Genomic DNA, 22,588 nt, shown 5'->3' on the forward strand with positions numbered 1-22,588 from the left:
GTATGCGTTCCAGAAAATCATAAAGCGGTTTTGTCTAGCGTTCCAATTGCGGATGCCAGATTATTACAGATTGTTCCGCAAGCTCCGGAGGTTGATATGGGTACAAAATTGCAGACTGAAAGTAGCTGGTTTTCTGTCTACCACCCCCTCCAATCCGGAGAAGATAATGCAAGGCACACCGATATAGCGATTACTGAATGCACAGTGAAAATGGTCCGTCAGGGCTTAGACCCAAACTATGCATTTCAGGTGCAGGAGTTGCTTGGTGCGAACCAGGAAACCATAAGAAATATTTTCTGCGTATCGTACAGGACCCTACAGCGAAAAAGGAGCAAGAGATAGTTACTATCGCCCGCCATATCGGATCGTATTGCCAGATCTATGCGCTTACTCAGATGTGTCCTGGATACCTTTGGTTGCGGGCAAGAAGGTGCCCGCATCTGGTTACATCACCCTTGTCGACCGTTGGGAAATATACCACCCATCCAGTTAATGGATACCGATGCAGGGTTGATTGAAATTGAAGATGTTCTCGGACGAATTCGCCATGGCATTTTTTCTTAAACGCATTCAGCCTTGATTCTGAACTCCCCCGGCTCCCTAGTTGCAAATTGCACGCTAATCCCACAGGTGATTGCAACTCAAAATGGCGCAGTGCCACAGGCCCTCTTGACTCCATAAAGGATAATTTATTTACCACCATAGCATGGTGCCGGTTTACCAGCACGCGAAAATATCAATGCTGTCGGCACCTATCTAGGTATGTCCTAATCATAAGTAGCCCGGTGAACCCCCATTCGCTGATTACCTCAACAGGGGATTTACCATGGAATGCCTGGTTACGTTGTGTCATCCAGGCGTAAGCCAGGTCCCGATCTTGTGGGAAGATTAACCGGAGGCTTTTGTGGATAGAGAGAATATGGCCAGCCCGCTCTAACAGGTCACGATTTGAAGCCATGGGAGCGCCATGGCGGTAACGCAACAGCGTCGAGTGACTGGCATTGGATAGGCCGAGCATGGCCAGCTGATTGGAGTTGGTAAGCTTCCAATACTGAAATACTTTTGTTGTCATGCGAGCCAGCGCACGACGGTTCGTCTTGTCCAATTTTCTTGATACAGCGGTTACCACGCTTCTCCTCCTATCCAGTTTGCAGATTTTAGCACAGGTCACCTTCATGTGCAGAAAGCAAAGCGGCTTCCACAATTGCAATTTAAGTATTTAAGACTCAGCCACAAGCACTACTCATCATTCCACTTTTGAACTCGATTTGAGAGCCGGCCCCGGAAAACTGGACAGTGTTATAATTGGATTTCTTGCCTAATCTAAGCCGCCGGATTACATCAACAGGACAGTGCTATTTCAGTGGTTTGTTTGTGAACTTTAGATCGCAGTATCCTTCCTATCTGGCCACCACTGTAGCTCCGCTGCTCCAGATCTTTTTCGCCGCTCAATTTGTCGGCAAAGCGTAGTATATTTACCAGAGCACTTCTTGGATGCCTGATGCCAGTCCATTGAGGTGCCGGCTTGGCCACGAGAAAATGAAGTAAGGCAATTCGGGTTGGGTGATTGATTTCCCAAATGCTATTCATGATCGGAGCGAGCATTTCAAGTAGTGTTACTTCATGCCCGAGCAGTGTTCCACGGTCTGTCAGGCGTCGATACTGGTTGTACTCGTAGGCCTTACCAAGATCATGCAGAAAGGCCGCAACCAGAAGCAGATCACGTTCAATTGGTTGCAGGTTTCCAGATTGGGCCAGTACGATTTCCATTGTCTCACGAGTATGGCGAATAAGCCCGCCGGGGTAAGCGTGATGGTGATTAAGGCTGCCGGGCGCATGTAGTGTTGCTATCATAAACTGTCGATCTGAAATCACCTGAAATACAAGGCGACGAAGCTCTGCATTGCCGATGTCATCCAGCAGTGACGATACAAGTGCCGACTCATCGGGCAAAGGGATATCTGAAGGCGCCAGCAGAAGTGGGCAACCATCCCATGATGAGAGCTCAAGTATGGATATTACATCGCATATAACCTGCCTCCCAAGGATTCGTCCCTGGCCGGAGATCCATAGTACCGCATCTGTTTTAGGAGGTTCCAGCGGAGTGCCCCAGAAGTAGGCATCAATTTTTCCAGAGTGATCTGACAGACCAAGCTTCCAGTAATCTTTGCCCATACGGGAGATACTACCCATTGAGGATTGCAGGTAATAAATCCCGGAAAATCTCTGCCCATCAAGAATTGACCGAATTGAAGTGCCGTTGTTTTTCATCACATTCACCCTATATGGATATTTTGAAGGTAGGCTCGAAGCTCCGCCTCCAGAGATTCGACCAATAAGACAGCATCAGAACTGGGTAATGGCCACTGTTCTGTTTGCCCCAGCCTCATTAGAACCCAGGAGGCAATCAAATCAATAGTGTCTGTCTCCTGCCCATTTGCTCCTGGCAGTCGGCGCAACTGATTTCCCTGCCGGATCTGGAGAGAGAAGGCCAGGTGCCGCGCCAGCATTTGAGCAGCACTCCGGCGTTGAGGATCATCCTCTTTATTCATTGTTTTGCTTATGTGAGCTCCACAACTTGGGCACAAGGAAGCATGACCACTATTCATCGTCACTGCCTCCAACCCTCGTTTCGATTAATGCTCTAATAGCAGAGCCATCATTACGGGTCAGGTTGGGGATATAGCGGGAGTAGACTCTGAAAAGCATTTCCGTATTGGTATGGCCCAGTTGACGGGCTACCCACTCAGGGTTTTCACCTGAAGCAAGCCAGATTGTCGCTGCTGTATGACGCGTTTCATATGGTCTGCGTATTGGCAACCCCAGTCGATTCAACAGCGGGCGCCAGACCCGGCGCCTGAAATTATTTTGATGTAATGGGGTTCCACTACGACTACAAAACACCAACTCCATAGAACCGGAGTATTTTCTCTGGTCAAGTAAGGCTTCACGTACGATTGGGAGCATCATGATGTCCCTGTACGAGCTCTGAGTCTTTGGTGTGTCCTCCTCCCGGTCGACCACCGTTTCCCGAACTGCAATAATACCAAGATCAAAATCCACATATTTCCACTTTAGCCCATCGATTTCACCTGACCTCATGCCGGTAAAAAAACGGGTTACAAGGTAGTTGTGGTAGTCACCCCTGATTTTTTTACAAAGCAACATTACCTCATCCAACGTGAATGGATGTATCTCCTTTTTACCTTCCGGTATTTTTTTTATGCTGCGGAATGGGTTGGGGAAGTCATAACGCTCAGAAGCCTCGCCAAGAATCCCGCGTAGGGGCTTCATGATATTATTGATGCGTGATGGTGACCTTTTAATGCCACCCTTACCGAGTGTGGTTGATAGCTCGGCGCGAAAGGCGAGGATATCTGCTTTAGTAATGGCTCCCACCTCATAATGTCCAAATCGGGGGAAGAGTGGGTTTTCTAAAGTATATCGATACCCCTTGATCACCGATTTTTTCCAGCGCACCACATTTTCGGACATCCAAATTTCTGCGAAATCCCTGAATAGTGGAGTCCCTGTGTGTGAGCTTGATGGCAGTGGCCGGAATTCAGCAGCTCGTTTACTGTGGGGGAAGTATTTTGCATACGAAAACACTCCTGTAGCGATTTCCCTCTCAATTTTATCCAGCACCTTCTGCAACCGGCTGCGATTGCTTGGAGTGTCCTCCAACAGGGTCTGCTCCCGGCAGCGAACCCCCTGATAACGGAAGTCGATCACTAAGTGGCCAGCACCACCCTTTGATTTGCGAACAGTGATGCTACCCATGAATAGCACCTCCTGCGCGTAGCGGAATAATCGGTATTTCATCATTCGATGCCTTGTGCATCTCACCCTCTATCGCCTCCCAGATAAACAGGATCTTCCTGCGTCCAAACGGACGAATGTAGTGGACACCTTCGATGAACACGGAATCCAGCAAGCAGTTTCTTATGTATCTGGCATCGTATTTTATACGACTAGATAGCTCTCCAGTGGTTATATATTGACCCATAACGACCTCCTTTGGTTCGTATGTGCCAATTATGATACATTTGTAATGCTGTGTCAATAGCGATACATTTGTATCTTTGTTGACAACAAGTTGTCGCCAAACAATCATTGGAGTCACTTGACTTCTAAGGGGGAGCGATGATAAAAATAAAACTGAAGCAGTTGCTTGCTCAACGAGCCTATGACGGGGAGCGCATGACGCTTGTTGAACTTGCCGAACAAACCGGCATTTCCCGCACAACGTTACAGCGCATTGCTAACACTCCTGGTCATAGCACAACCACGGAGCACATTGATAAGCTTTGCAAAGCGTTGAACTGCAACCTGAATGATCTGATTGAATTTTCTCAGGACGAGTGATTGAGAGTTTCTTTGCTCGTCACTTCAATCCTTTAACTTCAGAGTGATGAGCGTCGTCCAAAATATATAAAATATAAAGAGCATACCTAAACCCATAAGGCATGCTTAGCTTTGCCTTCCTTTTTTTTCTTACACCACTAACTCCGGTGATTGAACTGATTGTAATACCAATGGTTCCATTTCCACGTTGTTGTCCAAATGTCGCTTTGATTAAATCACACTGATCAACAGGTATAGAGAGGGCGTTAGCCCACTGATCTGCCTGCAGTTTAGCTTCCTCCGCACTCCGACCCTTTCCTCGATAATGAAGTAGCTTCATCTCCTCCTTTCGAACCCCTATCATCGTCAAAAATTGCAAATACTCGATTGCATTTGCCTCATCTGTGAAGCGAATATCACCACCCTTTGGGGAGTAGTGGTGAATAAAGTGGTTGAGCCATTGATGAATAAGCTCACGTTTTTGAGGAACACGCTTTTGGGTGAACGAAAATATTCTGTCTGCCATTTCGATATCATATGGGGATGTTAATCCGGTGGGGAATGGAAGGAGGGCAGTTACTCTATGGCGAGGCTTCCCATTCGGGTGTGCCTTGGTCTTACGTGTTCGCATACCGAATAACTCATTCGCTCGACTAAACCAATGTTTTAGCTTTTGCTCTTCTATCGTATATTTTGCAGAAATATCAGAGACTGCCATCCTCTTGACCGACCTGTCTTCAAGTATGGATTGGACGGTTCGCCACTCAATGGGTAGGGGTTCAATAATGATGTCAGAAATATTTACTGCTGACAGCTGGTTAAGTCGCGGGTCTTTGAACTGATGCTTCAACTGCTTCCATGCAGGAGCAATAAAAGCTGAAGGAAGCCATTGATCCATACCTGCCTTCTGCCTCAGGCGGTATGCCATAGCTTTTTTAATGTCGGTTAAATTTAACACTGCTTCTAATGTTAGTATGGGCTGGGCTACATTCCTCATAGTACTGCAGCCAAGCAGCAGATCCAGCAGGTGAATGTAGTGCCTGAGGGACATTTCAGGACTTGAGTGTCCACACACAAGAGCTACATGATAGAGGGCCTTTCGATTTATGCGTAGATCAATTTGTAAATGATGATGTTCGACCAAACATCGCCTCATAGAGTTCATACTCTCATTTAAGGCAGATACACTTTTCGGTCGCCACGATGTCTGGCTGCCGGATTCCAGCCTATAGAAAAACCACGATGCAAAAGAGTGTCTCAATGTGTGAAAATGCAAGCTGGGGTCTGCTGACACTTGCCTTAATGCCTGATGAATCGCCCCAAATATCTGCCGCTCATCTATTGGTTCAAAGGGGGTTCCTGCTTTACAAAAAAGTAATCGTTTCTGATTCTTCTTTTCCCACTGAGTCTGATATTCAATACCATCCTCATGGCCTCTAAGGTGAATCCACTCCTTCAACCTGGTTAACTCATTATGCGTCAGAAATGCTTTAAGATGGATCTTTCTGACCGCACTGTCAGATTTTTTATAGGCGTATGGATTATGACGAATAAACAGCACGGGATTGTAGAGGCCACAGATATCAGAGCATAAAATAGTCATCACTTCAGCTCGTCTCAAACCGCACCTGAATCCAAGCATCATGATTAATAGCGCTATGAGGTTATCTCTAGGGGCTCTTGCTCCATATCTTTTTCCCAAGGTATTAGCAGCGTATTGGTAGATGGATGGACAAACAATGTTTGCGTCGACACCAAGGTCACTACTGCCTTTCCCTCTATAGAATTCTGTTAAATCAATCTTAGGGACATCCCAGTAGTAAACGAGGAAGTCATGGAACTCCGCCAGTCTCATAGCTGTAACTTGCTTATTGTTTTCACCGCATTTCGACTCGATGACATCCCGATATAACGCATAAAACTCACATTCATTCAGGGCCATAATATCGCTTCCACCTACATGAACCTGAAGCTTTCTGGCTATAGTAGTGACATATGTGCGAACAGATGATGGTGCGATTTTTGATCCTTTCCTTATACCACGCTTATAGGTGAAGAGCATGATCGCCCACTGTGCTATAAGCCAACCAAGTTGACTCATTTTACTGCCATGGAGTTCTAAAAAAATCTGAACAGCTGTTTTACTCGATGCTGAGCTACCACCCTCTTTTCGGGCTCGGCACTCTTTTGGGTGAATGGCTTCGTAAAGCTTTGCCCATAATGCAGGAGGCATATCTGTAACCGCCTGCTTGATATTTTTTGATTTCTCTTTAGGGATAAAATCAGAGTCTAAGGATAATGCCCTCAATTCAATCGGTACGGCATGTCCGACTCGTACTCTGGCCCAGACATCAGCAGGTAGTGAGACGGATTTAATTTTCTCAATTGCATAATCTGCCAGGTATGGTTTTGAGTAGAGCGATATTCTCGTATGTGCCATTGCCAGAAAATCTGATAGATTTTTTTGCCTGTGATTGATATCCAATTGCAAATGATCCATCAGTTGCGTGAGATACTGCCAAGGATCCACTCGGAGCCTGTTTGAGCCTATCTGTATGGATAACCTTATCCTGCCTAATATTAATAATGTTAAAGGGTCAATAAACCAGCGCTTATGCAGACTTATACATTCACCACTGTGTTCTTTATTGAAATACACAGGTCGGTAAATCTCTACCCATGCTATATCTTCCTCAAAAACCAAACCCTCAAAGGGATCTCTAAGCCAAGCGATTAACCATTGCCGACTGAGTAATCCACCATATACGGAGGCGGAGAAGGCTAGGTAACCTAATAATATCGAACTACCGTCAGTAAGTGGCCTGTCCAATGATTGTAAAAATAGGGACTCGAATGCTCTGAGCTTACCCAGCCCACGCATGGCATCACCTGTAAAATGCGGCGGTTCTCTTGTCGCATAGGTTACCGGTGCGGGTATATAGACTTGCCACCCTAGTTGCCCGGCTCCACGCTCCAAGCCTTGAACCAATAGGTTTCTACGCTGCTTGTAAATATGCCCGGGGGCATCTTTTCTTAGTACATCACAAAAATCCTCGGCCTCCTGCTTTGTCCATGATGCTCCAATGACACCAGCGTATATCTCTGGAAATGAGCCATGAAGAAGCCTCATGAGAATACGGAACTGTATACGCTTTCTCACAGCGGGTTGCGACCTGGGATTATTCTTGCTTGGTCTGGGAGCCAGCCCCAGCCATATTTTGTGAGGCTTAATCATCATGGAAAATAAACCATGGTCTCCCAACCGCAATCACCAAGTAATTTAGTGATGTGCTTTGCGAGAGTGACTTTATAATCAATCGGGCTCATGGATGAAAACTTTGCCCAGGGCTCCTGGCCTCTTTCCCAATGCCCCATGAACGCGTTGATCACGTCACCGGGGCAGCCCATTTCCAGCAGGTTGCTTCTGATAAAATGCCTATGTGCATTGGCTGGAAAAGGATATTCGCTTGGGAAAAATGTCTCGTATAATTTTGGAGTAAGCGTTGTTATGTTCTCATCTACGATTAAAAAAAAGCCCGGCAGTGATTTTTTATCCTTATTATCCTTTTCAATCGCACCCAGAAGCTCTTCACTTAATTTCTGATATACCGCAGGCAAGCAAACGGAAGCATATTCAAGTAGCTTGTGTAACTGGGATCTATAGACCTTTATTTGTTCTAAACAACCCTCTGGAATCCAAACCAATCTGGAGTGGTATTTATCATCACTATCTTTGTCCGATACAACTGCAAATCCTTCCATAAAATCGACTTCATCCAGTTTAAATGAAGGGTCTCCAACTGCTCGATAGCCGGTTGAGAAGTGAATAAATGCTGCTGTATATATCGACATAGCATTGTGTCGTGCAATCACATCCTCTTTTCCCGCCCTCAGAACATCTTGTTTCAACTTTTCACATAGTGCAGACACCTCTGACTTAGTTGGTCTTAGCCTTGCTCCATGCATCCGCTTATCTGGATAAAACGGCTTCAGGCACAGAGGTGACCGTTTTTCTGATTGAAATTCAAACTGAGTGTTTTTCGCAATGTGAAGACACGTTTTCTGGTATAGAGAATGCAACCGCTCTGAATCGGTGGCTGTATAATAAATAGGAGTAGCCCCAACAAAGCAAGCCTTTCCGGTAATTAACATCCCAGTGGTGACTTCCGAGTTAGCGGCACCTGCAATCGCCTCAAACATGAAGCTTGAAAGGCGGCCAACAGTAAGGCGGCAGCCATACTGGTTATTAACGCTGGAGAGAAAACCAGACACCTTACCTTTGTAATCCTCAACCGTACCTGAAAACAGCTTTTTACGGCAGTGGATTGATTGAAAGTATGTAGCAATGATCTGCTCTACAGATATCCCTGTTGTTAATTGCAAATGGGTAGCTATATCCAGCTTTGAATATTTCCTAACTTGTGATGTATAGTGAGGCTGGGCTGTTTTGATAAGCAAAAACGGCTGGGGTGATAGTACAAACGTCACAGCCTCAGTTGGGGACTTCGGCTCAATTCTATACCCAACAGTTCTGATGGCCTTTTCGAGAGGTGCGGAAAACCAGAACATAATAGCCAACAGCGCCGCCAGTTCGATCAATTCATTTTGGCGTTCCTGATCTTTATGTGTGATTCTACTTCTGTATAAAGTTGTGATGCATTTTGCCGCACAACTTGCCTCATACATCGATAGATTAGCCCAGCGCGATATCAGCATCTGGTTCGACATGGCCATGTTTTTATGGACATTTTTAGATCTTATAATGTGATCTGCGCTAGTTCTTCCATCCAGTGGTTTGTCATCACTGAATGATACTTCGGTTATCTCTAACGGGTATGTAAACTCACCAATAGAAAGCCCGCTTCGATCCAGCTCCTTTTCCTTTACAGGACCATACATTGGCAATTTGGTAATTGTTCCAGATACAACCGGTTGCCCACTGTCAGGGTTCTCGGATACAGGTTCTCTATCCCTTGCCGGATGCTTTCGGTGACCGTCACCACCTTCACGTGTGACCCCTTTTCTAATTCCAAGTGCATATCGAATAAACACAATGAATGATGTTACTCTAGGACAGTCATTCAACTCTATCAGATGTGATAAATAATCTTCTGTAGATGTGATCGTATCTGGCAGTTGTTCCAGCTCATGAATATGAGTGCTCTTGATGATCGAACGTGCAAAGGTGAATGCAGATTTTCTGCTACTTTTGAAAACGCTCCCTTTATCTTCGAGCCTGTGGCAGGAGGCATTTGCAACAAATAAATGCGCAAGCAGAATATCATGCTTGGTTAATAGATTATGATCCCTAGGAACATATGATAATGTTACATACGCTTGGTGCTTTTCATACAGTCCACGAAGTGAATCGATTGATTCGATGTTTGTACCTTGGGCCGCTTGAGCTTGCAGTGCGTTTTGGCATGATTGCAACCATAGTGGGATAGAAGATAACTCAGGGAGCTTGTCGAGGTTGGCTATCTTATTAACATGATCCAGTACTCGAATCAGGCGGGGAATAATAAAATGCGCCTCGTTGAGTTCTTCCGGTGCCTCAATATAGGCTATTAGATTAGGATTCAGTTGCATTGGGCTCATTTTGTTGCGCGTAAAAAAGTTTCTGCCTGCTGTAACCGATGGCTCTTGAATAAGCAGTTTTAGATGCATGAAGTGGCGCGAGCTTTCGGATGGTTTGTTCACCCAGCAAACGAAACAGACTTGCGAGCTGCTTACCTTGTGATCTATGCATCAGCTGAGTGAAGTGCTTCAAGTAAATATCAGACAGTGTCAACTCCATCAGCACACTATCATCTAACTGGTCATTCGGAATGAGTGTTGCTGGCACAGTAGCCGCGGACTTAATGCGGGTTCTCGCAGCTTGCAATGTTCGAATTCCTGCAACGCAATAGTATCTATCACGCTCTTTTATCACGATAATCGGCTGGGTGACCAAGAGGATGTTGATTGCCTCCGCCGATAAGTCAGTGAATGAAATGGCATATTGTAGTTTCGCCTGAGCACTGGCGGCATCTTGTATCATCGGGTGAATCAGGATACTACCCAGTTCCACGGGAGCTATGGCGGCGGAGACGGGGCATGGTGAAATATTCGTCACATTTTAACTCCTTACATTCTACTTTTTATGGATGATAGCAAGGGGTGGCAAGTTGTCCAATATTGCATAAAGTGACCATTTAAAATATTTAATTTGTTTATTTTAAACAAGTTAATATACTTTAAGGCCGTCTGTCACATCTAGCCTCCATTATCCTCCGAAGCCGAAGGCCAGTGGTTCGAATCCACTAGGGTGCACCATCTCTCAGACAGTTATTGCGACACCTGCCTGTCATCCACCCTGCCTCAGCACAGCTCCGTGACAGCACTACCGGAGGCCGCTAGCACCCGTTCCATCCCTGTTTGCCGATAAAAACCTTACAGGGACAATGATTTTGTTTCTGCTATAATCTGAAAACTCATCCCTTGCTCCTAAAGCGGGTGGTGGGGACGAATATGGGGTCACCTAAATGACAGGGTCAGAGAGTAAATCCCGTAACAAGCAACCTGCCGGGCTGAAAAAGAGCCGCCCGACCGGCATCTCCGGACAGGATCACACTGCATGAAGTCGAGGCGGGTGCAGGCAATACACACCACGGCCTGGTATCTGCTGCTGGGCGGGGGCTGGACGTTGCTTATCCATGTGCTTCCGGCCCTGCTTCACCCTGCTGACGCAGAGATCTTGTCTGCGGGCCATCTGGCCATGGCCGCCATACTCGCTACCGTGGCCCTGCTGCTCTACCTGATCATTCGCTTTCGCTTTCCCGAGGCAAAGAGTGGCCAGCAAGGTTCAACCCCGCCCTTTCCTGTGCGGCAGGCAGCAACGATGCTGCTCTCCTTCGCCGTGATCTCGACCTTCATCTTGACCAGCACCCTGCGCATCGACGACTTAATGAAGGAACATGCCCGGCAGAAGGAGTCGCAGGAACTGGAAAGCATTGTCGAACTGAAAGAGAACCTTGTTTCATCCTGGCTGCGCGAGCGATTGCATGACGCGGACCTGATTGGCGCGGATTATGACATCGCCGATCATTACTCGCTCGAACTATCGGGGCGGAACTCCGGACAGAATCAAGCGATCTTGCTGGACCGGCTGGAAGCCATCCGCAAGGAATACGGTTATACCAACGTCATCCTGCTGGACACTCAGGGCCAGCACCCAATCTATGCCGATGATACGCATGCCTACATGGCCGGCGCCACACAATCCCTTGCCCACAAGGCCTCCGCCAGTGGCAATGCCCTGATTTCTCCCCTTTACGTCGATGACCTGGACGGCGATGCACATATCGATTTCATCGCACCGCTAATGTTTAAGCATGGCAAAAAGCAAGCATCCATCGGCGCGGTTGTCATCCAGGTCTCAATCGAACAACAGCTCACACCGCTCATCCGCATGTGGCCGGTACCCAGCCGGACAGCGGAAACCCTGCTGGCCAAGAGGGTTGGCGACAAGGTGGTGTTCCTCAACACGCTGCGCTACGCCAACAGCAAACCCCTGGAGTACAGCAAGCCGTTAAGCGAAGCGAAACTGATTGCGGCCATGGCCCTGCGCGATGAACAGAATGTGGGCGAGGGGGTGGACTACCGCGGCGTACCCGTGCTGGCGGCGACACGACGCATCACGGGTACGCCCTGGATCATGGTGGCCAAGATTGATCAGGGTGAGGTGTACGGCGCACTGCCCCTGCAGCACTGGGCGCTACTCGCCCTTTCGCTGCTGCTGGTCGTCCTGACGGGCGGCCTCCTGTTATTCTTATGGAGACAGCAACAGTATGCCCGCATCGAACATCACTATAGGGAGATGATGGAACGCGAAGCGCTGCGCAACCATTACGAAACAGTGCTCCGGTATGCCAACGATATATCCCTGCTGGCCGATAGCGACGGGCGCATCGTCGATGCCAACATGCGTGCCTCCGAGTTGACCGGCTACAACCATGACGAACTGCTGGGCATGCATACCCGTGATTTGCACTCCGCAAAAAGCCGGGCGGCAATGGACAAACAATGGCAATTCGACGAACAGGGATCAGTCTTCGAGGCGGAATTCATGCGCAAGGACGACGCAACCTTCCCTGTCGAGGTCAGCGCCCGCATCATCGAGGTGGAAGGCAAGCAGTTCCGGCAGGCCATCATCCGTGACATCACCGAGCGCAAGCGGGCGGAGGATGATCTGCGTAAAAGCGAGCAGGCCTATCGCACTCTGGCGACGAACTTACCGGGGCTGGTCTACCGGGTGCTGACCCGCGAAGGCAATCGCATGCAGTTTTACAATGACATGTTCACCCAATTAACCGGTTACCCGGAGACTGAAATGACCGCCGGAAAAATATGCTCCATCGAACCGTTGATTGTGGATGAAGACCATGCACGTGTGGTCGCCATGGTCAGGGATGCAGCGGTCGGAAAACGGGCATTCGTGGTGGAGTACCGGCTAAAGCAGAAGCACGACGGTATCCGCTGGATGGAGGAACATGGCATGCCGGTTTACGGAGCGGATGGTGCCTTGCTTTACATCGACGGTGTGATCTTCGATATCACCAAGCGCAAGACTGCGGAGAAGGCGATCCGGGTATCACGCGACCTGCTGCGCTCGGTGCTGGAAAACGTCCCCGTGCGCGTCTTCTGGAAGGATAAAGAGTTGCATTATCTCGGCTGCAATACGGCCTTCGCCAAGGATGCCGGCATGTCGCATCCGAAGCAGCTCTACGGCAAGGATGATTTCCAGATGGGCTGGAAAGATCAGGCCGAGCTGTACCGAGCCGACGACATGGCCGTGATCCAGTCGGGCGAACCAAGGATCGGCTTCGAGGAGCCGCAGACCACACCGGACGGCCAAACCATCTGGTTGCGCACCTCCAAGGTGCCACTGCGCAATACCGATAACGAGATCACCGGCATGCTGGGCATCTACGAGGACATCACCGCGCACAAACAGGCGCAGGATTCGCTGCGCCATCTCAACCGTGCACTGAAAACTCTGAGCTCCGTCAACCATACGCTGGTGCATGCACAAAGCGAGGAGGAGCTGTGGCAGGGGGTATGCCGGGCGGCTGTCGAGGAGGGTGGCTACCTGCTGGCCTGGATCGGCTATGCCGAGGAAAACGAGACGAAATCGGTCAGGGTGATGGCCTCGCACGCTGTCAGGACGGGCTATACCAACGGCATCCGGATCAGTTGGGACGATGTGCCCGAGGGTCGCGGCCCGACCGGTATGGCGATACGCACCGGAAAGTCACGATATATCCAGGATATTGAGTATGACCCGGCCATGGCACCGTGGCAGGAAAATGCGCTGGCCTACGGCTACAAGGCCTGTATCGCACTGCCGCTATTTGAAAACGGCAAACCCTTCGGGGTGCTGACCATCTATGCGGCCGAAACGGATGCCTTCAATGACCAGGAGATTGCCCTGCTGGAGGAGATGGCCGGCGAACTGGACTACGGCATCCACATGCTGCGTACCGGCATCGAGCGCGACCTCTCTCGTGCCGAACAGCAGCAGACCCTCAAACAAATGCAGCAAGGGCTGGTGGAGACCGTTGAAGCGATTGCCAGTACGGTTGAGATGCGCGACCCCTATACCGCCGGCCACCAGCGCCGCGTCGCCGAGATAGCCGTGGCCATCGCTCGCAAACTCGGCATGGAGGAAGAGCAAATCCGAGGGCTCTTTTTGGCCGGCATCGTGCACGATCTCGGCAAGATCGGCATTCCCGCCGAAATCCTCAGTTACCCGGGCAGGCTGAGCGAAACGCAGTTTATGATGGTCCAGGAGCATTCACAAATCGGTTTCGACATTCTCAAGGATGTTCATTTCCCCTGGCCGATCGCCCAGATGGTATTACAGCACCACGAACGCCTGGACGGATCGGGCTACCCGCAGGGACTCAAGGGAGAAGAGATACTGCGTGAGGCGCAAATACTCAGTGTGGCCGACGTGGTCGAAGCGATGGCCTCACACCGGCCCTACCGGGCCGGGCTGGGGCTGGATGCGGCCCTGGCGGAGATCAACGACAAGCGCGGCACACTGTTCGAGGCTGATGTGGTCGATGCCTGCACCAGTCTGTTCCGCGAAGACGGCTTTGAGCTGCCGACCTGAAGCCGGAGAGATCATTCAAAACCAGTGGCCTGCTTCAGACTGCGGCTTCTTCAACCAGCCACTGCCGGAAAGCAGCCAGTTCCGGCGTATCCTTGCGCCGCTCGGACCAGACCAGATAGTAGGCGCTGCGTGTCGGCACGGCATGCGTAAACGGCTGTATCAGGCGCCCGTCCTTCAACTCCTCCTGCACCAGCAACGGATCGACAATGGCAACACCGAGCCCGCGCACGGCTGCGGCAATAGCAAAGTTGCGGGTTTCAAAATGCAGCTGCTGTGCCCCGACAAGCTCCGGCAAACCCTCGGCACTGAGCCATATACGCCAGTCATCAGGGCGCTGGTTTGAGTGCAACAGGGTATACTCAGCGAGATCGGCAGGCCGGGCCAGTGGTCGTTCAGCTGTGATCAGCGACGGACTGCATACCGGCGCAAATTGCTCATCCAGCAGACGTAGCGAGGCTGTATGCGGCCAGTCACCCTGACCCGAGCGAATCGCACAATCCACACCCTCCTGCTCAAAATCAACCAGCTCAATGGAGGTGGATATCCGCACCTCAATATGCGGAAAGGCTTGCTGGAAGCGGTGCAGGCGGGGAATAAACCAGCGCATGGCAAAGGTGGAGAGCATGCTGACGGTCAGTATGCCCGGATGATGGATCGGGCGCAGGGCAGCAACAGCCTCGACCAACCGGCTAAAACCCGCAGTCAGTTCAGGTAGCAACTGTTTCCCTGACTGCGTCAGCTCCAGACCGTGGCGCTGACGCACAAACAGCTTCACACCCAACTGCTCCTCCAGACCGCGAATCTGGTGACTCAGGGCCGAGGGGGTAACAAAAAGCTCCTCTGCCGCGGCGCGCAGATTCAGGTGGCGGCCAGCCGCCTCAAAGGCGCGCAGCGCATTCAGCGACGGCATCCTGACACGATCAGACATGAATAAAACTCATCATAACAGAAGAATATTTCCTTTTATCTATTTGTAAACAGCCGCTAAGCTTCTCATTCTGATGAATTAACTTCATTATGGCCGAGGTGGTTATGGGTAAAACATTATTTGAAAAAGTTTGGCAGCAGCATGTAGTCCAGCAGAATGAAGATGGCTCGACACTGCTCTATATCGACCGGCATCTGGTGCATGAGGTGACCAGCCCACAAGCTTTTGAGGGATTGCGACTGGCCGGACGCAAACCGTGGAAAATCAGCGCCAGCATTGCCACACCCGACCATAACGTACCTACAATTGACCGGGACAAAGGCATTGCCGACCCGGTTTCCCGCGCCCAGGTTGAGGCGCTGGATAACAACTGTGCGGAATTCGGCATTACCGAATTCGGACTTGGTGACATCCGTCAGGGCGTTGTCCATGTCATGGGCCCGGAACAGGGCTTGATTCTGCCGGGCATGACCGTCGTCTGCGGCGATTCACACACCTCCACCCACGGAGCTTTCGGCTCAATCGCCATGGGTATCGGCACATCCGAAGTCGAACACGTATTGGCCACGCAATGCCTGATCCAGAAAAAACCGAAAGTGATGCGCATCAGCGTCAACGGATCCCTGCCTGCCGGCATTACCGGCAAGGATGTGGCGCTCTATATTATCGGTGAAATCGGCACAGCCGGCGGCACCGGCTTTGCGCTCGAATTTGCCGGCGAGGCAATCCGCGCACTCTCCATGGAGGGACGCATGAGCCTGTGCAATATGGCCATCGAAGCAGGCGCCCGTTGTGGCATGATCGCCGTCGACGATGTCACCCTCGACTATGTCAGGGGACGCCCGTATGCACCGAAGGCTGATAACTGGGACGCGGCCGAAGCGATGTGGCGCGAGCTGCACTCCGATGCAGATGCCGCATTTGATGCCGAGCTTGTGTTTGATGCTGCCAATATCGTGCCACAGGTAAGCTGGGGCACGAGCCCGGAAATGGTACTGCCGGTCACCTCATCCATACCCGCGCTGCAATCAGCGCGCGATGAGGTCCAGCGGGAAGGTTGGCGGCGGGCGTTGACCTATATGGGACTGCAGGAGAACACCCCGATCACGGACATCGCCATCGACAAGGTCTTTATCGGCTCCTGTACCAATGGCCGCATTGAAGACTTCCGCGCTGCCGCTGCCATCGTACAGGGCAAAAAAGTAGCCGCCAACGTCAAGCTGGCCATGGTGGTGCCTGGATCAGGACTGGTGAAACAGCAGGCTGAAGCCGAAGGGCTGGATGCGATTTTCACCGCGGCAGGCTTCCAGTGGCGCGACCCGGGCTGTTCGATGTGTCTGGCGATGAATGCCGACCGGCTGGAGCCGGGTGAGCGCTGCGCCTCCACCTCCAACCGTAACTTTGAAGGCCGTCAGGGCATGGGTGGACGCACACATCTGGTCAGCCCGGCCATGGCTGCTGCCGCCGGCATTGCCGGTCATTTCGTCGATGTGCGCGACTGGTCATAGGAGACACTGATATGCAGGCATTTACTACTTTGAAGGGCTTGGTGGCGCCGATGGATCGCGCCAATGTCGATACCGACGCCATTATTCCCAAACAGTTCCTGAAATCGATCAAGCGCACCGGTTACGGCCCGTTCCTGTTTGACGAGTGGCGCTATGAAGATCGCGGCGAGCCGGAAATGGATTGCACTCACCGCCCGGTCAAAACGGACTTCGTACTCAACCAGCCACGCTATCAGGGGGCGCAGATCCTGCTGGCGCGTGAGAATTTCGGTTGCGGGTCGTCCCGTGAGCATGCTCCCTGGGCTATCCTCGATTACGGCTTCTCCTGCGTAATCGCATCGAGCTTTGCCGATATATTTTTCAATAACTGCTTTAAAAACGGCATCCTGCCGATCGTGCTGGATGATAAAGTTATCGACCAGCTGTTCAAAGAGTGTGCGGCAACAGAAGGATATAGCCTCACCGTGGATCTGCCGGCGCAGACAGTGACAACCCCGTCGGGGCACTCTTTCGCCTTTAACATTGATGGGTTCCGCAAACATTGTCTGCTCAACGGGCTGGATGATATCGGCCTGACGCTTACCCACGCTGACAGCATTCATGCCTATGAGGCTGCCCGGCGGCAGCAGGCACCCTGGCTGTTTTAAACTATTGCACTTAAATAGTTGCGTTGTAGCAATCGATGCGGACGCTGTGCTAGTCTGCGGCGCTCAAAATAGTTTGCGAGGTAATCAGCTATGGCTTTTGTTGTCACCCAGCTTTGTAAGGATTGTGTAGATACCGCATGCGTTGCCGTATGTCCGGTGGACTGTTTCTATCAGCCCAAGGATATCAGCGCTGAGACACCGAACATGCTCTATATCTCCCCGGAAGAGTGCATCGACTGTGCGGTATGTGAACCGGAGTGTCCGTGGGAAGCAATCTATCCCGAAGAGGATGTGCCGGATGTATTCGAAGACGATATTGCTCTGAACGAGCTCTCCGATACCGAGCGCGATCTGTTTGAGCTGGCAGAAGTGAAAGACCATACGCCGCCAAGTGCCGATGAAGTGGCTGCCAACAAGGCCAAATACGGTCTGTAATCCACCTGCCTTACGGATTCAAAACGCATGCGCAGCTAACTCTGCGCATGCGTTTTTCTTTTTAAGGATAAGATGATGTCACCCGCCCTGCTCAACGGCATGAACCATGACCAGCTGCTCGCCCTGTGCGGGGCGGCAGGAGTCTCTCCTGCTCATGCCGACAGACTCAGAGCGGCAATATTTCGTCACTACGGCAGCGATACCGACATCAACAACACGCCCGACTTGCCGCTACGCCTGCGCAGCTATCTGGCTGAGCATACCGCCCTGCTGCAACCGGCATCCACGGCAACAAGCGAAGGCGAAGACGGCACCCGTAAATTGCTGCTCGCCATGGCTGACGGCAGAGAGGTCGAAACCGTACTGATTCCGGGCAACGGGCGGCTGACCCAGTGTATCTCCACCCAGGTCGGCTGTGCTGTTGGCTGCACATTCTGCCTGACTGCAACGGCCGGACTGACCCGCAATCTCACTGCGGCTGAAATGGTCGCTGAAGTGACGGCCGGGCAACGTATCAGCGGGCGGCAAGTACGCAATCTGGTGCTGATGGGCATGGGCGAGCCGCTACACAACTATGATGAAGTAGCTCACTTTGTACGTCTCGCCACCGACCCGAAAGGCATGGCCTTCTCACCCAACCGCGTCACTCTCTCCACATCCGGACTGGTGCCGGCCATGCAGCGCATGATCCGCGATGAACTGCCGTGTAATCTGGCTGTTTCGCTCAATGCCACGAACGATGCCGTGCGCGATACGATTATGCCGATCAACCGCAAATATCCGATTGCCATGCTGCTGGATACCGTGCGCGAATATATTCGTGTGCGCGGCAACAAGCGGGTACTGATCGAATATGTGCTGCTCGACGGCATCAATGACTCACAGGCCGATGCAATCCGCCTGTGCGAGCTGATGGCCGGCATGGGCTGTACGGTCAACCTGCTGCCCTTCAACGCCTACCCGGGACTGCCGTTCCAGCGACCGGCCGATGCTGCAGTCTCAGCCTTCCGGGCCATACTGGTAGAGGCAGGCATCATCACCGTTGTGCGCGAGTCCAAGGGACGGGATATTGCCGCCGCCTGTGGCCAGCTCAAGACAGAAGTAGTGCAACGCAGAAAAGCCTCCCGCATCACACCTGCTGCGTAGCCAACTCCCTGAGCCCGTTCAGATCGGAGATCTCCACCCGGCCGCGCTTCAGCGCCACACTGCCCCGACGCTCAAAATCCTTCAGAATCCGGCTGATCACCTCACGCGCCGTACCAAGTTCCGTAGCCAGCTGATGATGTGTCAGCTGCAACGAATGCGTGCCATCATCGAGCTCCAGCAGGCGACGCGCCAACCGCACATCCATACGCCCGAAGGCAACATCCTCGATCAGCGCCATTAACTCCGCGATGCGATCGGAAATCATGCCCAGCGCAAACCGGCGGAAGGCGGGATCGGCCAGCAGTGCATCAAAACGGGCGGCCGGCAACAACACCAGTTCGGTCGGCTCTTCCACGACCCCTTCCGCCGGATAGGAGCGACCGGCCAGCAGACATGAAGTTGTTAACATACAGGTCTGCCCGTCTTCAACCCGGTAGAGCACAATTTCACGCCCTTCGGGGTCCATCTTCTGCACCCGGATCGAGCCGTGCATAACGAACACATAGCCCTGACAGCTGTCGCCATCACGAAACAACACCGTGCCCTTGTCGACCCGCATCTGTTTGAGGCCGGAAAATTCGCGCAGTATCGTTGCCGGTAACCCTGCAAGCGAGGGAAAGGCCAAAAGCATGGCGTCTGCCGTCATAATACCTCCAGTTGATCATGGCGAATATGCGACAGGGATCGATTAAAATGGTGCCAGTCCCATTGCCTGCCCGGGTCCCATTTACGCCCCGGTGCAATATCCTGATGGCCGACAATATTTTCACGCCTGATAAGCGGATAGCGCCGCATCAGATAACGACACAAGCGCGCGGTTTCCCTGTACTGTGCTGCGGTAAACGACTGCCTTTCATCACCGATGATCTCTATGCCGATGGCAAAATCGTTGCATTGGCTGCGCCCCTGCCACTGCGAGACACCGGCATGCCAGGCACGCTTCTCACAGCCGACAAACTGGGTCACCTCGCCCTTTCGATCCACCACGAAGTGCGCTGATACCGCAAGCCCCTTGAGTTCCGAAAATTCCGGGCAGGCACCACAATCCAGCCGCCCCATAAACAGATCCTCAACATATTGCATATCGAATTCACCGTCCGGCAGGCTGATGGCGTGCAGCACGATCAGCTCAATGCCCAAGCCGGCCGGGCGCGCATTCTGGTGAGGCGATACAAGCTGTCGCATGCGCTTATCATGCGGATCGCGGTATTGCTTGTCATGTCCGAATAATACCGAGGCTTTATTATCACAAGCTTTGCCGTCAAAATGCCCCGATGTCACGAAGTTCCCCCGATCAAGCAGCGCGTCTGATGCGCATGGCAACCTACGCCTCTACCAGTGTCGCACTGGTCCTTATTCTCACCAAAACAGCGGCGTGGATGATGACCGACTCGGTCAGTCTGCTGGCAACACTGATCGATTCCTGTCTGGATGCGGCAGCCTCCATGCTCAACCTGCTGGCTGTGCGTCATGCGCTGGAGCCGGCCGATAAACTGCATCGCTTCGGACACGGCAAAGCCGAGGCGCTGGCCGGGCTCGGGCAATCGACATTCATTGCAGGTTCCGCCCTGTTTCTCTGTTTTGAATCAATCGGTCGTTTTTCGCACCCGCAACCGATAGAGGCAATGCCGGTTGGCGTGGGCGTGATGATCTTCTCCATTCTGGCCACACTCGGCCTGATGTTGTTCCAGCGCCATGTCATCCGCCAGAGCAACTCAACGGCCATCAAGGCCGATCACCTGCACTATAAAACCGATCTGATCGTTAATGGCGCCGTGATCGCCGCCCTGATCCTCGCTTACTACGGCTGGCCGGGGTTCGACCCGGTATTCGCCATCGCCATTGCCGGTTATATCCTGTTCAGCGCAGCGGAAATCGCCCGCGAATCGCTGGATCTGCTAATGGACAGGGAGTTACCCGATGAGCAGCGCGCCAGAATCAAGGAGATCGTCAAAAAGCATCCGCAGACACGCGGCATCCATGATTTGCGTACCCGCAAATCCGGCATGACCGCCTTTATCCAGCTGCACCTTGAGCTCGATGGCCACCTGACACTGATGCAGGCCCATGCCATTGCCGATGATGTCGAGGCGCTTATTCTGGCTGAGTTTGAAGATGCAGAGGTCATTATCCATCAGGACCCTGCCGGCCTGATGGAGCAGCGACCGGAGTTTGCAGCAGCATGATCCGCCGACTGTACACTTTTCTCCTGTTGCTGATGCTGCTGCCTGCCACGCAGGCGATGGCCGCCACAGATGTGATCACCATCGACTATCTGCCATTGCAGGAGGCCGCCATGGCCGCGCGCAGCCAGCTCTCTCCCGACGGCAGCGTCGGTATTCTGGCCTCCCGACGCATGTTGCTTGTCGATGATGACGAAGCGCACCTGAAAAAAGTACGGGCGCTGCTGAAACGGCTGGATGTGCGCTCACAGCAATATACGCTACACCTCACCATCGAAGACGTGCTCAGCAACCGCAACAGCCAGGCGCAGATGAGCGGCAGCGCTAACCTCGGCAACCTGCCCGGCGGCTGGGTGCAACTGCGCCTGCAGGATCAGCGCAACCGCAGCATGAATTCCCAACAGTACTCGTTACGCCTGAGCGCCGGCCAGCCGGCCAGCATGGAGATCGGCACGCTCGAACCGATTGAGGAGACACGCGTCTGGCTCAGCAGCTACGGCCTGATGCAGGTCAACAGCGTCACCATGACTCCGATTACCTCCGGGTTTCACGTGACCGCGCGCCCGGCCGGAGCGGATCAGGTGCATCTGCGCATCACACCATGGATGCAACGACAACAGGATGTACAGCTGCAGGGACAACAGGAGATGCTGCTGGGGCTCGGCAACAGCAGCGCACCGGCTACGCCACCCGGTCAGACAGCCAATATGCGGCTCAATGCCCGCCCGGTCATCAAAGCCGGCCGTCGCATCAATATCAGCGGTGCGGCGACCGAAGTGACTGTGCACAAAGGAGAAGAGGTAGAAATTGCCGCAAGCCACGGTGAGGCCAACCGGCTGGGAGAGGCCCTGCTCAGTCGCTACTCAGGCACCGGCCAGCGACAGTTTGTCATTCGACTGAAGATCGACACGGAGTAGCCACTCCACTACAGCGCGCTATCACCGTTTCAGGCGATACCACTTCGCCTTTTCCTTGACCCAGAATGCACGATATTCATCGGCGCTGATTTCGCCGTCGCCATTAGCATCCATCTGGCTGAAGCGTTCATTTGCCCGCTTCTCGACCATGGCCTTATATTCATCAGAGGAAACTGTGCCACTGTCATCGCCATCCAGCGCCATGAATGTATCGACAACCTTATCGGTAGCTGTTTTCTGCTCAGCCCATGCAGGCGTTGCCATCAGGCCAGCCAACAGGATTGCACTCAAACAACGAATGAACATACTCAAAACCTCGCATTG

The 22,588-nt window shown here is 52.1% G+C and carries 21 protein-coding genes; 9 read left to right on the forward strand and 12 right to left on the reverse strand.

Annotation, left to right across the window (positions count from 1 at the left end; all coding sequences use genetic code 11):
* Positions 1 to 381: 381 nt before the first annotated feature.
* Positions 382 to 564, forward strand: coding sequence for an antitoxin Xre/MbcA/ParS toxin-binding domain-containing protein (locus tag SPV1_RS14780; protein WP_081441961.1), 183 nt, complete (start codon positions 382 to 384; stop codon positions 562 to 564).
* A 172-nt stretch (positions 565 to 736) separates the two neighbouring features.
* Here the strand turns inward: SPV1_RS14780 and SPV1_RS14785 are convergent, their stop codons facing one another.
* From SPV1_RS14785 to SPV1_RS03245, 5 genes are all read right to left on the reverse strand, one after another.
* Positions 737 to 1,177 (reverse strand): MbcA/ParS/Xre antitoxin family protein, encoded by a 441-nt coding sequence (locus tag SPV1_RS14785; RefSeq protein ID WP_009849666.1) that lies wholly within the window; start codon positions 1,175 to 1,177, stop codon positions 737 to 739.
* A 164-nt stretch (positions 1,178 to 1,341) separates the two neighbouring features.
* Positions 1,342 to 2,271, reverse strand: a complete 930-nt coding sequence (locus SPV1_RS13900) for an HD domain-containing protein (protein ID WP_050754707.1) — start codon at positions 2,269 to 2,271, stop codon at positions 1,342 to 1,344.
* 5 nt (positions 2,272 to 2,276) lie between these two features.
* Positions 2,277 to 2,552 (reverse strand): hypothetical protein, encoded by a 276-nt coding sequence (locus SPV1_RS03235; RefSeq protein WP_009849668.1) that lies wholly within the window; start codon positions 2,550 to 2,552, stop codon positions 2,277 to 2,279.
* A gap of 49 nt (positions 2,553 to 2,601) precedes the next feature.
* The gene (locus SPV1_RS03240) at positions 2,602 to 3,780 is read right to left on the reverse strand and encodes an Arm DNA-binding domain-containing protein (protein WP_009849669.1); all 1,179 of its coding nucleotides are present in this window, start codon (positions 3,778 to 3,780) and stop codon (positions 2,602 to 2,604) included.
* A complete protein-coding gene (locus SPV1_RS03245; protein ID WP_040881436.1) occupies positions 3,773 to 4,006 on the reverse strand; it encodes a hypothetical protein in 234 nt (77 codons plus the stop codon). Before SPV1_RS03245 ends, SPV1_RS03240 begins: the two co-directional genes overlap by 8 nt.
* Positions 4,007 to 4,143: 137 nt before the next feature.
* Here SPV1_RS03245 and SPV1_RS03250 point away from each other — a divergent pair, with 137 nt between their 5' ends.
* Positions 4,144 to 4,365, forward strand: coding sequence for a helix-turn-helix domain-containing protein (locus tag SPV1_RS03250; RefSeq protein WP_009849671.1), 222 nt, complete (start codon positions 4,144 to 4,146; stop codon positions 4,363 to 4,365).
* 19 nt (positions 4,366 to 4,384) lie between these two features.
* Here the strand turns inward: SPV1_RS03250 and SPV1_RS03255 are convergent, their stop codons facing one another.
* The 3 genes from SPV1_RS03255 to SPV1_RS03265 are packed head-to-tail and all read right to left on the reverse strand — an operon-like array spanning position 4,385 to position 10,459.
* The gene (locus tag SPV1_RS03255; protein WP_009849672.1) at positions 4,385 to 7,582 is read right to left on the reverse strand and encodes a tyrosine-type recombinase/integrase; all 3,198 of its coding nucleotides are present in this window, start codon (positions 7,580 to 7,582) and stop codon (positions 4,385 to 4,387) included.
* Positions 7,579 to 9,933, reverse strand: a complete 2,355-nt coding sequence (locus SPV1_RS03260) for a hypothetical protein (protein WP_009849673.1) — start codon at positions 9,931 to 9,933, stop codon at positions 7,579 to 7,581. Before SPV1_RS03260 ends, SPV1_RS03255 begins: the two co-directional genes overlap by 4 nt.
* Positions 9,917 to 10,459: a ParB N-terminal domain-containing protein gene (locus SPV1_RS03265; protein WP_040881438.1), complete on the reverse strand. Its 543-nt coding sequence runs from the start codon at positions 10,457 to 10,459 to the stop codon at positions 9,917 to 9,919. The genes SPV1_RS03260 and SPV1_RS03265 overlap by 17 nt, the downstream gene beginning before the upstream one ends.
* Before the next feature lie 501 nt (positions 10,460 to 10,960).
* Here SPV1_RS03265 and SPV1_RS13905 point away from each other — a divergent pair.
* Entirely contained in the window at positions 10,961 to 14,500 is a 3,540-nt protein-coding gene (locus SPV1_RS13905; protein WP_009849675.1) for a PAS domain S-box protein, read from the forward strand.
* A gap of 34 nt (positions 14,501 to 14,534) precedes the next feature.
* Here the strand turns inward: SPV1_RS13905 and gcvA are convergent, their stop codons facing one another.
* On the reverse strand, positions 14,535 to 15,428 hold the full coding sequence (gene gcvA, locus SPV1_RS03275) for a transcriptional regulator GcvA (protein ID WP_009849676.1): 894 nt from the start codon (positions 15,426 to 15,428) through the stop codon (positions 14,535 to 14,537).
* 104 nt (positions 15,429 to 15,532) lie between these two features.
* Here gcvA and leuC point away from each other — a divergent pair, with 104 nt between their 5' ends.
* The 4 genes from leuC (at position 15,533) to rlmN (ending at position 19,164) form a co-directional block, all read left to right on the forward strand.
* Positions 15,533 to 16,936 carry a 3-isopropylmalate dehydratase large subunit gene (gene leuC, locus SPV1_RS03280; RefSeq protein ID WP_009849677.1) on the forward strand — a complete coding sequence of 468 codons (1,404 nt, stop codon included), beginning with the start codon at positions 15,533 to 15,535 and terminating at the stop codon, positions 16,934 to 16,936.
* A gap of 11 nt (positions 16,937 to 16,947) precedes the next feature.
* Complete coding sequence (gene leuD, locus SPV1_RS03285; protein ID WP_009849678.1) at positions 16,948 to 17,583, forward strand: 3-isopropylmalate dehydratase small subunit; 636 nt, start codon at positions 16,948 to 16,950, stop codon at positions 17,581 to 17,583.
* 90 nt (positions 17,584 to 17,673) lie between these two features.
* Positions 17,674 to 18,018: a 4Fe-4S dicluster domain-containing protein gene (locus tag SPV1_RS03290; RefSeq protein WP_009849679.1), complete on the forward strand. Its 345-nt coding sequence runs from the start codon at positions 17,674 to 17,676 to the stop codon at positions 18,016 to 18,018.
* Between the two features lie 75 nt (positions 18,019 to 18,093).
* Entirely contained in the window at positions 18,094 to 19,164 is a 1,071-nt protein-coding gene (gene rlmN, locus SPV1_RS03295; RefSeq protein ID WP_152909313.1) for a 23S rRNA (adenine(2503)-C(2))-methyltransferase RlmN, read from the forward strand.
* Here the strand turns inward: rlmN and SPV1_RS03300 are convergent.
* Both SPV1_RS03300 and ampD read right to left on the reverse strand, forming a co-directional pair.
* Entirely contained in the window at positions 19,148 to 19,810 is a 663-nt protein-coding gene (locus SPV1_RS03300; protein WP_009849681.1) for a Crp/Fnr family transcriptional regulator, read from the reverse strand. The two genes, rlmN and SPV1_RS03300, sit on opposite strands and share 17 nt — an antisense overlap.
* Positions 19,807 to 20,349 (reverse strand): 1,6-anhydro-N-acetylmuramyl-L-alanine amidase AmpD, encoded by a 543-nt coding sequence (ampD, locus tag SPV1_RS03305; RefSeq protein ID WP_231288260.1) that lies wholly within the window; start codon positions 20,347 to 20,349, stop codon positions 19,807 to 19,809. The genes SPV1_RS03300 and ampD overlap by 4 nt, the downstream gene beginning before the upstream one ends.
* 89 nt (positions 20,350 to 20,438) lie before the next feature.
* Here ampD and SPV1_RS03310 point away from each other — a divergent pair, with 89 nt between their 5' ends.
* Together SPV1_RS03310 and SPV1_RS03315 are read left to right on the forward strand one after the other, a co-directional pair.
* Positions 20,439 to 21,350, forward strand: a complete 912-nt coding sequence (locus tag SPV1_RS03310) for a cation diffusion facilitator family transporter (RefSeq protein ID WP_026195411.1) — start codon at positions 20,439 to 20,441, stop codon at positions 21,348 to 21,350.
* Positions 21,347 to 22,264: a hypothetical protein gene (locus SPV1_RS03315; protein ID WP_009849684.1), complete on the forward strand. Its 918-nt coding sequence runs from the start codon at positions 21,347 to 21,349 to the stop codon at positions 22,262 to 22,264. The genes SPV1_RS03310 and SPV1_RS03315 overlap by 4 nt, the downstream gene beginning before the upstream one ends.
* Before the next feature lie 21 nt (positions 22,265 to 22,285).
* Here SPV1_RS03315 and SPV1_RS03320 read toward each other — a convergent pair whose 3' ends face one another.
* A complete protein-coding gene (locus tag SPV1_RS03320) occupies positions 22,286 to 22,570 on the reverse strand; it encodes an EF-hand domain-containing protein (protein ID WP_009849685.1) in 285 nt (94 codons plus the stop codon).
* Positions 22,571 to 22,588 lie beyond the last annotated feature (18 nt).

This window comes from Mariprofundus ferrooxydans PV-1, assembly GCF_000153765.1.
Lineage (GTDB): Bacteria > Pseudomonadota > Zetaproteobacteria > Mariprofundales > Mariprofundaceae > Mariprofundus > Mariprofundus ferrooxydans.